Here is an 11,959-nt window from a genome sequence, read left to right as displayed (position 1 = left end):
ATCAAGGGTATGGGCGATAGGGAATTTGACCCACGAATCCGCGACGACCACCTCACTGGAATCAATTTCACGCTGGTCTCCAATGAGCACAAAATTATGATCCATCCCTTCAGCGGCGACTCGAAATAGGGGACTTTTCGTGGGCTCCGATAGTAATAACGCGGCGGTTACCTTTGAGTGCTCTGAACAATTGCCTACGCCCGATGTGACGATAGCTTTTAGTGATTGTCCATCTTCCGCTAACAACCTGATACGTCGCCTCAGAATATTCTCTGCATTCGTTCGCCATACGTCGGCAACTTGGTTTGTTGATCCAAAAGGTAAGGCTACCTGGGTCAACCGAATCGCTTTGTCGGCCATCAAAAGTTCACTAAGTATTTTTTTTGTGACGATGCGTGGTGCGCTGTTACTCACTTCGACCTCCCAAACGTAGCGGGCCATACTAGAATCTGGATAGTTTGCGATCCTTGGACAATCTACCTGCGTTCCGTCTGAGGGCGTTTGATATGCATTAAGAATCACTGGGGAATTCGTGACTGAAACCAGTGCTTTTATAAACAGGGCGTTTGAACGTCCTTCGCTAACTGGGGTATTAGCGGAAAATTGTTGAAGCGAGATATTGCTCAATGAGGAAGCGGATGTAATCGGCACTAAGTTGATCCTAATGTAAGTTCGCATGATTGTTTTCTTCGAGTATCTGATCAAACAAATGAATCAAAGAGCTTATTTCTGCCATACCTTCTTTAGCGTAAAAAAATTGATTCAAAACAGGGAATCGAGGCGGCACATTTTTGCTGTAATTGGCAAAAAATATAAAAATTGTCGTGTCAGCATATACCACGTGCAAAACCACAATTCAAGGTTTTTTGGTGAGGGCTAAAAAAGGGGGCGGGTAACTTGCTGATCAGATCGCCAGATCATCTGCACGCAGTATTGAAAGTGCTGACATTGGCTTATCTTGTTGATGGCTTAAGCATCGCGGCTGATCCACAAGTTTTTGGACATTGTAGGGATACGCACCTCTAGAGCGGTGGTGCGCTTTGTAGCTCGTGCATCGATGGGAGGTAATTCCTCGTTTTAGATCAAGCGCGGAATCGGCTATTCGTCCCGCTAGTAAAGTTATAAAACCGATTGTGCACACAAGAAAATAGGGCGTTCTTGTAAAGAAGATGTGATACTTTTTTACCCAGCATAACTATCATGGAGCAGGACAGAGTATTGCGTTAGTCATATAAAGATAAGAACTGGCGGTGTTCCACTTTAGAGAATTGGCTAACGCCATTTAAAGCGCTATAAGATTATTCTATTCGAGAGAAAACTTGAGTTTGTTGATGACTTCGCGCCAACGACTCACATCTTGCTTCATCAATTCACCTGTTTTTTTACTATCCAGATACGACGGTTCTAGTCCTGTTGCGCGTAGCTTGACTGCGAGGTCGGGGTCCGCCATCACTTTCGCTAAATCGTCGCTAATTTTTTTTATGATCGCCGGAGGTGTTTTTAAGGGCGCAACCAAGCCGTACCAGACGTTCACATCAAAACCTGGCATCCCGCTTTCGGCCAGTGTTGGTACATCGGGAAGCCCAGAAAAACGCGTCGCCGTAGTCACGGCTAACGGACGTATCCGGCCTTGCTTGATCAGGCCATCAAACGCAGCCATTGATCCGAATGACAATTGCACCTCATTCGACAATAGGGCCACCACTGAAGGACCCGAGCCCTTGTAAGGTACGTGTGTCATCTGGACGCCAGAGCGCATGTCAAACATTTCGCCGGCCAGATGCGTTGTTGTGCCAGAACCTGCCGATCCATAATTAATCTTGCCCGGGTTGGCTTTGGCATAGGCTAAAAAGTCAGCGAAAGTTTTGACCGGTAACTGGTCATTGACCAGTACAACCATTGGCGTGCTCGCATACCTGCCTATGGGGGCAAAATCACGGAGCAAGTCCCATGTCAGGTTGCGGTAAACCGTTGTATTGATGGTGTAGGAATTCACCAGTAGCAGAATCGTGTAGCCATCAGGTGCGGCTTTAGCGACTAGGGCGGCGGCGATATTGCCAGCCGCGCCTGCTCGGTTCTCAATAATGACTGGTTGATCCCAAAGGACCGAGAGCTTTTGAGCGACCAGTCGGGCAGAAATATCCGCGCCACCTGGTGCAAAACCGACGACGATATGGACCGGATGATCAGGAAACGCTTGTGCTGCAGTAGCTAACCCGATGCACAATAAAAAAACTGCTATATGTCTACAACGATTCATTATGGAGCCTGCTTATATGGAGGTTAAACCTAATGTCAATTTTCGAAATTTAGAAAATGAATTCGTAATCTAAAAATAGAACCATACAGCATTACGCACTACTTACTATGAAAATTTATAATAAATTATGCTGAGCCTAAAATAGTGCTGACGAAAGATGAGGTTTGACTGATTGGGATCTTCACAAATTTTCGCTGGGTTTGTATAGATTTCAGTTGGCCTGAGCGATATTTGTGCTTACCGATTGAACCGGATTTGGTAGAGTTTTGTTTTGTTCGATACTCTGTTCAAGCATTAAAAAACGCGCCAGTCGGCGCGTTTTTTAATATATTGCTTACTCGCTCACGAGATTATTCGCAAGCCAATCAATTCTGCCTTGGCTTAGCGCTTCAACTGACTGATATCACGCACCGCACCGCGATCCGCCGATGTGGCCATTGCAGCATAAGCTTGCAATGCCTGGGAAACGTAACGCTGACGGTTAACCGGTTTCCATGCATCTTTTCCCCTAGCGTCCATGGCAATGCGGCGCTGCGCTAATAGCTCATCGCTGATAGCCAGGTGAATACGACGATTTGGAATGTCGATTTCGATGGTGTCACCATCTTCAACCAGTCCAATTGCGCCGCCTTCTGCAGCTTCTGGCGATGCATGACCGATTACCAGGCCGGATGAGCCGCCTGAAAAGCGACCATCAGTGAACAGAGCGCATGATTTGCCCAAACCTTTCGATTTGATATACGAAGTTGGATACAGCATTTCTTGCATACCAGGACCGCCTTTTGGCCCTTCGTAGCGAATAATGATGGTGTCACCTGCTTGTACTACATCGCCCAGAATAGCTTCCACCGCGGCATCCTGGCTTTCGAACACACGCGCTTTGCCCGTGAATTTGAGGATGCTTTCGTCCACACCAGCGGTTTTAACGATGCAACCGTTAACGGCCAGATTGCCGTACAACACGGCTAAGCCACCGTCTAGCGAATAAGCGTGCGCTTTATCGCGGATGCAACCGGTACTACGATCCATATCCAGGCTGTCAAAGCGTTTCTCTTGCGAGAATGCTGTTTGTGTCGCCACGCCGCCTGGCGCCGCACTGAATAGTTTGTGTACCGCAGGATCTTGCGTTTGTGTAATGTCGTTATTGGCAATCGCTTCTGCCAAATCCTTACTATGGATTGTTGGACGTGTCGTGTCCAGCAAGCCGGCGCGCGCCAGTTCGCCCAAGATGCTGATAATACCGCCAGCACGGTGGACGTCTTCGATATGGTATTTGTCGGTCGCGGGTGCCACTTTACATAAGCAAGGCACATTGCGTGAAATACGGTCTATGTCGGCCATTTTGAATTCAACTTCGGCTTCTTGCGCTGCCGCCAGTAAATGCAGTACGGTATTCGTGGAGCCGCCCATCGACACGTCTAGTGTCATTGCATTCTCAAACGCAGCCTTATTGGCAATCGTGCGCGGCAGGACCGAGTAATCATCTTGTTCGTAATGACGTTTCGCCAATTCCACGATTAGTCGTCCAGCGCGCAGGAATAATTCCTTGCGATCCGCATGCGTCGCCAGAATCGTGCCATTACCCGGCAATGCCAGGCCGAGTGCCTCGGTCAGGCAATTCATTGAATTTGCTGTGAACATCCCGGAACAAGAGCCGCACGTTGGACAAGCTGAGCGTTCGATTTCGGCGATCTCCGCATCACTGACAGACGAATCGGCAGCCTTGACCATTGCATCAACCAGATCAATTTTAATGATGCGCTGGGTTCCTGGCGCTTTACCTGGCAACACTGCCTCGACTATTTTTCCGGCTTCCATTGGACCGCCAGAAACAAAAACTACCGGAATGTTCAGGCGCATCGCTGCCATTAACATACCGGGCGTGATTTTGTCGCAGTTCGAAATACATACCATCGCATCGGCACAATGGGCGTTGACCATGTATTCGACAGAATCAGCAATCAACTCGCGGGATGGTAATGAGTACAACATACCGCCATGACCCATTGCAATGCCATCATCGACTGCAATAGTGTTGAATTCTTTCGCAACACCGCCCGCTGCTTCGATCTCCCGGGCGACCATTTGACCGAGGTCTTTCAGGTGGACGTGACCGGGAACAAACTGGGTGAATGAGTTAACCACGGCAACGATAGGTTTGTCAAAGTCCCCATCTTTCATGCCGGTTGCGCGCCAAAGAGCGCGGGCGCCGGCCATGTTGCGGCCGTGTGTGGTGGTGCGTGAGCGATATTCTGGCATGACTTCAATCTCCAATAATTCAATCGGGCGTAACTATATTGGGTTAAAAACGCCCATAATTAGCTACAAATCTGCGCCTAGAGTGCCTTGACCCTATCGTGTTGTCAAATATATGATTTATAGATCATTAAGACCTTTTGCATATTACTGAGCTTTGATCGCACCTAATCTATAAAAAATTGTCTGATACATAACTATTCGAAGGTTGATAAAAATAAATTACTCTTAATTATATTAATATTGGTTAATTATTCTAATTAGTGGTTTTTTTTAGAGTAATTTCGAAACTATTTTTCTAGTTAGCTCATTTAAACTTATGGCTGGCAATCTCGCCAGCAGGTCAATGATGGAAAATAATATGTCTTCAGCTTCCTTACCAGGCACATCTTCAAGCAACCATTCGGATACTCCCAGCGATGTGCCCGCTGATTTAGCGATTGATTCCACAACGCAGCAGGACTTGAGTCATCAGCCCGAACAAGCTCCTCAAGTGCCCCTGGACCAGCGAGTGATGCGACATGTCGATACGCAACTGATTCACGCCGGTCGTGATCCATCGCTTTATGGTGGCATGGTCAATACGCCTGTGTTTCGTGGATCGACCATCATGGCCGATAACCTTGATGATTGGGAGGCCGGCCGACAGACTGACAATCCGATGGCAAAATACGGTCGCTTTGGTACGCCAACCACACGTTCGTTTGAGCAAGCGATCACGGCATTAGAAGGTGGTGATCACGCATTAGTATTTCCGTCGGGATTATCTGCCTGCACCCATAGCATCATGGCTTTTGTTGAGGTTGGCGATCATGTATTGATTACGGATAGCGCTTATGGACCGACCCGCACATTTGCCGAGCGCGTATTGCGTCGCATGGGTGTGGAAGTGGAGTTCTTTGATCCATTGATCGGTGGCGAAATCCGACAATTGATACGGTCAAATACACGCGTCGTATTCGTTGAGTCACCTGGTTCCTGGACCTTTGAGGTGCAAGATATTCCGGCAATCGCAGAAGAAGCCCACAAGGTTGGCGCGTACGTGCTGATGGACAATACTTGGGCTACGCCATTATATTTTAAGCCGTTCGAACACGGCGTGGATGTTTCCATTCATGCTGCTACCAAATATATCGTCGGTCATTCTGACGCCTTACTTGGAGTCGCAAGCGCGAACCAGCGCGCGTGGCCAATTTTAAAGCAGGGTGCGCACGACTTCGGTCAAACTGCGGGACCTGACGATATCTATCTGGCGCTACGGGGCATGCGTAGCATGGCAGTGCGTTTGCGCCAGCATTGGAATAGCGGCATGCAGTTGGCCGAACATCTTGTGACACAATCGTTAGTGGAACGTGTTTTACATCCTGCTTTGCCATCCGATCCAGGTCATCAGCTTTGGAAGCGTGATTTTCTGGGCGCCAGCGGGCTATTTACAATAGAGTTGAAACCGGTTGGTCGTCCCGCATTTGCCAGTTTTTTTGAAAGTCTGAAGTTGTTTGGTATCGGTTTGTCGTGGGGTGGCTATGAGAGTTTGGCACTGCCTATCGACAAACCGCCAACACGGGTGGCATCACGCAAGACGTATCAAAATCCTTTGGTCCGGATTCACATTGGACTGGAAAATATTGACGATCTCAAGCGTGATATGGACCGTGCGTTCAAATGTATGGCACTTGCACTCTAGGTGGTATTTTTTCGGGCCAACGATTAGTACGTTAGCCTTTAAACGCGCTACTTTAGTCAGGATGCAACTATTCCGGGTCTATATATCCTAACGGCAGGGCGGTAGTGTGTTTAATCTTCTCCATCGCGAAGCTGGCGTTGACGTCGAACAGCGCATTTGATTGCGTTAGTTTCTGATACACCTTGTCATATGCGGCGATATTGGGCACTACTATGCGCAGAAGATAATCGATATTTCCGCTCATGCGATAAAACTCGACTACTTCCGGAATCAGCTTGATGTTAGTACTGAACTGCGCAAACCAGGCAGCATTATGTTGATTCGTTTTGATCGACACGAATACGGTCACGCCAACATTGAGCTTGGTGGCATCTAACAGTGCAACGCGCCTAAGCAAATAACCTTCTTCCTCCAATTTCTGAATCCGACGCCAACATGGTGTTGATGACAGGCTTACTTTCTCGGCAATTTCGGCCACTGAAATCGTCGCATCCTCTTGGAGGATTGCCAAAATTTGTTTATCTATTTTGTCCATATTAACGCTTAATTTGTGCTCGAACTTGTTAGTGGAAAAGGGCTTGTCGACCACTCTCGGACGGAAATACACAGCTGACATCATGGCCGCAATCAGGTACGATTTTCATCATCTTGTGATGTGGTGAGCGCAGCTTTTGTTGATCGTAAAGCGCATAAGCCAGCCCGCGTTGCAGTCGAAAAGGTCCTTGCAAGGCGGCGCCGCATGATTTATCGAGAACCTTGTACGACGCTTTTTTACTGTTATCGCTATCGAGGGCCGCTTCCAGGTAGGTTATGTCGGCGCTTTGATAAGCGATACGTACGGCATTCGCGGTGTGTTTCTGCATCAGGACCTTAGGTAGATTCTCGATGCCGTATTTCCAATTGTTATAAGTTGGGCAGCTACTCATCATTTCTGAGGAGGAAACAATCTTAACAGTACATTTAGCAAAATCACTCTGACCGTCTGCGTCGCATTCAGGCCATGTTACTCGGCGATCGGCAATCATTGGTTGCGGGCGGTCGTTGTCAAAATATAGCCAGGTGCCGGGATCTGCTATCACGTAGCGGACTGAATACGATTGAGCATCTAGCGTGGAAAAACCGATGTAATGTTGTATTGTCTGAGCCCCAGCCGAAAATCCGGCGATCGTAACGGTACGAATGGTGGGATAGCGCTGGATTATTTTTTCGACTAACTTATCTATTGCTTTAAAGGATGTCAGGTTGGGGTCATTCTGAGACGAACCACCTTCCATCCAACTGGCACACGTCCACACAAAATCATTAGCCTGTGCAGTTTGTTGCTCTTCAGAGCGGCATTTTTTTGCATTCGTATCGTTGACCTGAAACAACGGAGCAATTACTAATGTGGTGCTTAGACGTTCGGTTGTAGCCGCTGCAATGGCGGCATCGAATGTCTTGGCTGCATCATGCGAGTGACCGTGAATCACAATCAACGCGGCGTTGAAGCGCACATTGTTAGTATTGATTGGAGTTGATGCATAAAATCCTAAAGTGCCATCAGGATGCGTGGCGTCCAGGCTAACTCTAAAAAAACATTCTGCGATGGCTTGTAAAGAACAATTATGGTTTTGCTTACTTTGATGTGGATTGGATGCTGTCCGCGTCGCACCGCTGGTTTCAGATACCGCCGCGCCGATAACTGTATCCATCGCATAACTCTTTGCGCTGGCGAGAGTCAACACCAACGCTAGTAAAAGTGCCCACGACACGAACAAGGATGATGAAAACTTCACGAAGGTATATTTGCCATGCATGCGTCACGGTTTAAAAGTAAACAATGGATAAATGTGGTTTGCCGTCAATTTTACAATGAGATGGCAGCAATTTGCTATCACCAGACGCTAGATATTAAGAGATAATTTGATCAGAGACTTTATGCATGATCAGCGCATATAATAATTCATGACGTGGCATTTATAGGTTATATCGTTGTCGGAATTTCTGCAGAACAATAGTTTCAGTGGCGTAATTTAATCTTCAATTTTTGCATTCAAGCGATAAAAAGCGCATATGAAAATCACTTTAGCTTCTGCCATTCAGTTAATGCACGAAGGCGCTTGGGGAAGCTTGGCGACGCACTCAACGCAGGTGGCTGGATATCCTTTTGCGACCATCTTGCCATTCACGTTAGACGAGCAACACTGTCCGATCTTTCTGCTCAGTGACCTTGCTGAGCATACGAAGAATCTCTTCACTGACTCTCGATCTAGCCTTTTAATTCACAGTTCAATCGGGCAGAATGTCTTGACGGCCGAGCGGATTTCGATCATCGGGGACGTCATGCCGATTATTCCCTCGGGAGATCTTATTGCACGGTATCTTCGTTATCATCCGGATGCAAAGGACTATTTGGCGCTGGGAGGTTTTTCATTTCATCAATTAACACCTCAACGATCCCGTTATGTCGGTGGATTTGGACAAATGGGATGGATCGAAAACGAAGAGTGGGCAAGCCTCGAAGTATTGCCAGTGGCGGATGAAAGAATGTTGATTCACGGCATCGCTAATACCTATCCAAATCCGTTACGCATCCTGGGAATTGATTGTTACGGTTTTGATGTTGAAAAAAATGGCAAGCGCACGCGTCAGCGCTTTGCGGATGCACCTGTCGCGGTTTCACAAGTAGGCGAGGTTGTAAGACGATTCCTTGCTGCCATCGAGTAATCAATTCATTCGTCTTAGCAGATGAATTGATTGTTTTCTGAGAGGAAAGTTATAACGTCATCTATCGAAACAATGGAAATACTTTGGAAAATGGCGACTACGACGTTGGTCTTGGTTGATTTGAAATAGTAGAAGCCTGAAAAATATGTAAGTCGCTTTAAGAGTAAGTGTCTAACATCCCAGGATTGTTGCTAACGCCAAAAGATTAGGAGCATGAAACGCATTTTCAGGATGGGGAGAAACGTCCTTTATCTGTGCGATACCAAACTCAAATGGTCGCTCAATATAGGCAGTTTTTAAGCCAACATTGTGCGCCGCATCCAAATCATCTTGATGCGCTGCGACCAGCATGACTTCGTCTGGTGCAACGTCAAATATTTTCGCTACGCCAAGGTAAGTTGCAGGATCAGGCTTGTATCTTTTAAATACTTCGGCAGACAAGATACAATCCCATGGCAATCCTGCGCGTTTTGCCATGTTGGTGAGTAATCCGATATTGCCATTGGATAAGGTACAAATAGTGTACTTTGATTTTAATCGCGTAAGTCCTTCGACAGAATCCGGCCATGTGTCTAAGCGATGCCAGATTTTATTGAGGTGACGTTTTTGTGATTCGCTTAATCCATTGATACCGAATCGTTCAAGGATGTCGTCTAAAATAATGCGATGTAAGTCATCAATCAGCGTCCATCCCAACTCACCGGACATCACTCTTTGCATGGCGGGCTTATAACCTTCCCGCCATGCCAGAGCAAATTCTGCACCGTCGATGCCAAGTTGCAATCCGTCAATTTCTCGTGAGATGCTGCCGTGCCAGTCAACGACTGTGCCAAATATATCGAATGCCAAGATTTTTATTTGTGTCATTTTTCACCTAATCAATAAAGATTTTTGTTGGCGCTTAGTTGTAAATCATTTACAACTTAATTGTCGTTATTGCCAATCATTTGTTAAAGACATGTCCAATATTAATTGATCGCCTCTTCCTGATAGAGTGGAGGCAAATCGCTTACATTGCATATTTACGGCAATGTTCTAAATAGCCAGCCTCGTGACTAGCGACCAGGTGCACAACACTGCTCCATAGCCACGCCGGTGTCGCCAGCGTCTTAGTCCGATTAAGTTTCAGTTCTCCAAGCCAGCTGCTGCGGGAATCATCATCCATTTGTCGGGAATGGGCGCGACCAACGGCGTATCCAAGATAACGCGCCATGTGGGTTGCCTGATCAGCTTTAAGCTCCTCGATCTCCAACTTCAGATCTTGCGGCAATAATTCGCGGATAAATACGCCGTGGTCCAAAAAACGCTGTGCGACCATCCGTTCACCTAATGCCGGCGACATGTGGCGTGCGCCCTCCAGCACACGGCGTGCGTTATCACGCGGCATACTAACGTGCGGATAACGTGGCGCGGCAGCGATAACGGCTTCTTTGATATCTATGAGGCAGAAATCATCCCCCCCGACGCATACTAGAACTGCGTAGCGCAATCGGCCTAATGAACTGCAACCTTTCACCCAATAAGCAGCGTCGATTACTTCGATTTTTGCATCCCTGTCACGCGATTTCAACGTGGTCACAAGTTTTATCATTTCTTTTGTTTTAAACATGCTCGCGATGCCTTTTTTCTCCGATTTTGACAGCGGCCAAAAATTTTTCCCCAGTGGAATATTGGGGCGGGTGTCGTCGATCCGTTCGCGTGCGAGTTCTTTCCATGAGCGCTTGACTGCGCTACGCAACACCACCTTTACGACTTCCGGTTTTTGTATGGAGACGCGTTCATCGCCAGCTTCAAGGGCTTGTTCATAACCCAGCACCAAATGTTCAAGCATCTGTGCGGTCACCATTCCTGGCAAGCGCGAACCCCGTGCGACGGCGGCGAGTGAAAGGCCAAGCCGGATAAGATCGTGCGCAGGATTGCCGATAATCGTCTGATCAAAATCGCGTATCTGTACATCGACATGGCCATCGGCCGCAGCTAGAGGACCGAGATTGCCGAGGTGGCAATCTCCACAAATCCAGATCGGAGGGCCATGCGGCAGCGTATGACCATGTAAGTGATGCAACCACTCATAATACTGCGCGGTATTTCCGCGTACATAGGCGTGCGGGGAACGTGCCATTTTTTGATTGCGGCGAGCGATTAATAGCGGTTGTCGTCCATGTGGGGCTGGAATTTTCATCAATCGCACTCCAATCTAAAATTAAGGTTGATATTATTTTTACCGGTATCGCACAGCGCTTGCATGCACTATGGCGAAAAAAAGAACATTAATAATCGCTCAAGCACCCAATAACAACATGTAGATTATCTGCGTGCGATTGCCTTATCGTCCATCACTTCCGTCAGGCTTTTTTTTATACCGCATAATGCACTCTAATTTGGCATGCAAAGACGTAAAGTGGCGTAGAGCAATCCATCACCCAACCGAAAGGTAACGCCAACGATGTGCCTGCTCTTGTAAAATCGCTGGTATTGATTCATACAAAGGCAGAAAAAATGACGACTCCAGCACCAATGCCCTTATTGTCTTCCGAGAATCCATTGACTGACATACGTAGTTTGGTGCGTGCTTTCGTTTCAGCGCGCGATTGGGACCAGTTTCATACACCGAAGAATCTGGCCACCGCTTTGTGTGTCGAGACGGCAGAATTGCTGGAACCGTTTCAATGGCTCAAAACCGGCACTATGGATGAGCTTAGCACTAAAAAGCGCGTCGAAATTCGTCATGAGATTGCAGATGTATTTTTGTATCTGGTAATGCTTGCCGATAAAATGGAAGTCGATTTGATCGAAGCTGCAAAAGAAAAAATTACGCTTAACGAGATCAAGTATCCTGCCGAACGTGTACGAGGCGACGCGAGGAAATATAACGAATATAAGTAAAAAACCATTCGCACTGCATCCAAACCGCATTTGAGAACGTAGTTAACTGAGCTAAATGGTGAGCATGGCGCTGATATGAGTTACTGATCGCGCGCTTTAAAGTTAAAAACGGGTAAATATGTTATTCAAAAAAGTTGGTTTAGCCATCGTGTTCACATGGTTTCTGG

Annotated in this window: 9 protein-coding genes and 1 pseudogene; 3 read left to right on the top strand and 7 right to left on the bottom strand. The window is 47.2% G+C overall.

What is annotated here, in order from left to right; genetic code table 11:
* The 3 genes and pseudogenes from QN379_RS22285 to ilvD all read right to left on the bottom strand — a co-directional run.
* Positions 1 to 441 (bottom strand): annotated as a pseudogene (locus QN379_RS22285) (hypothetical protein); the annotation flags it as partial.
* Positions 442 to 1,303: 862 nt separating this feature from the next.
* Positions 1,304 to 2,260 (bottom strand): tripartite tricarboxylate transporter substrate binding protein, encoded by a 957-nt coding sequence (locus tag QN379_RS22280; RefSeq protein ID WP_322238923.1) that lies wholly within the window; start codon positions 2,258 to 2,260, stop codon positions 1,304 to 1,306.
* 381 nt (positions 2,261 to 2,641) lie between these two features.
* Positions 2,642 to 4,519, bottom strand: a complete 1,878-nt coding sequence (ilvD, locus tag QN379_RS22275) for a dihydroxy-acid dehydratase (RefSeq protein ID WP_322238921.1) — start codon at positions 4,517 to 4,519, stop codon at positions 2,642 to 2,644.
* Between the two features lie 511 nt (positions 4,520 to 5,030).
* Between ilvD and metC the strand changes: the two genes are divergently transcribed.
* The gene (gene metC / locus QN379_RS22270; RefSeq protein ID WP_416348562.1) at positions 5,031 to 6,200 is read left to right on the top strand and encodes a cystathionine beta-lyase; all 1,170 of its coding nucleotides are present in this window, start codon (positions 5,031 to 5,033) and stop codon (positions 6,198 to 6,200) included.
* A gap of 67 nt (positions 6,201 to 6,267) precedes the next feature.
* Here the strand turns inward: metC and QN379_RS22265 are convergent, their stop codons facing one another.
* Positions 6,268 to 6,735, bottom strand: a complete 468-nt coding sequence (locus QN379_RS22265) for an Lrp/AsnC family transcriptional regulator (RefSeq protein ID WP_322238917.1) — start codon at positions 6,733 to 6,735, stop codon at positions 6,268 to 6,270.
* 28 nt (positions 6,736 to 6,763) lie between these two features.
* Positions 6,764 to 7,891 carry a hypothetical protein gene (locus tag QN379_RS22260; RefSeq protein WP_323507645.1) on the bottom strand — a complete coding sequence of 376 codons (1,128 nt, stop codon included), beginning with the start codon at positions 7,889 to 7,891 and terminating at the stop codon, positions 6,764 to 6,766.
* Positions 7,892 to 8,252: 361 nt separating this feature from the next.
* Here QN379_RS22260 and QN379_RS22255 point away from each other — a divergent pair, with 361 nt between their 5' ends.
* Positions 8,253 to 8,906: a pyridoxamine 5'-phosphate oxidase gene (locus QN379_RS22255; protein ID WP_322238912.1), complete on the top strand. Its 654-nt coding sequence runs from the start codon at positions 8,253 to 8,255 to the stop codon at positions 8,904 to 8,906.
* 171 nt (positions 8,907 to 9,077) lie between these two features.
* Here the strand turns inward: QN379_RS22255 and QN379_RS22250 are convergent, their stop codons facing one another.
* Both QN379_RS22250 and QN379_RS22245 read right to left on the bottom strand, forming a co-directional pair.
* Complete coding sequence (locus QN379_RS22250; protein WP_322238910.1) at positions 9,078 to 9,773, bottom strand: haloacid dehalogenase type II; 696 nt, start codon at positions 9,771 to 9,773, stop codon at positions 9,078 to 9,080.
* A gap of 142 nt (positions 9,774 to 9,915) precedes the next feature.
* Positions 9,916 to 11,088 (bottom strand): DUF2252 domain-containing protein, encoded by a 1,173-nt coding sequence (locus tag QN379_RS22245; RefSeq protein WP_322238908.1) that lies wholly within the window; start codon positions 11,086 to 11,088, stop codon positions 9,916 to 9,918.
* A gap of 317 nt (positions 11,089 to 11,405) precedes the next feature.
* Between QN379_RS22245 and QN379_RS22240 the strand changes: the two genes are divergently transcribed.
* Positions 11,406 to 11,792 (top strand): nucleotide pyrophosphohydrolase, encoded by a 387-nt coding sequence (locus QN379_RS22240; protein ID WP_322238905.1) that lies wholly within the window; start codon positions 11,406 to 11,408, stop codon positions 11,790 to 11,792.
* Positions 11,793 to 11,959: the final 167 nt, after the last annotated feature.

Origin of the sequence: Glaciimonas sp. Gout2, assembly GCF_035018905.1 — a bacterium.
Taxonomy (GTDB): Bacteria; Pseudomonadota; Gammaproteobacteria; order Burkholderiales; family Burkholderiaceae_D; genus Glaciimonas.
Note: the sequence above shows the minus strand (reverse complement) of the source record. Positions and strands in the feature narration are given on the sequence as shown.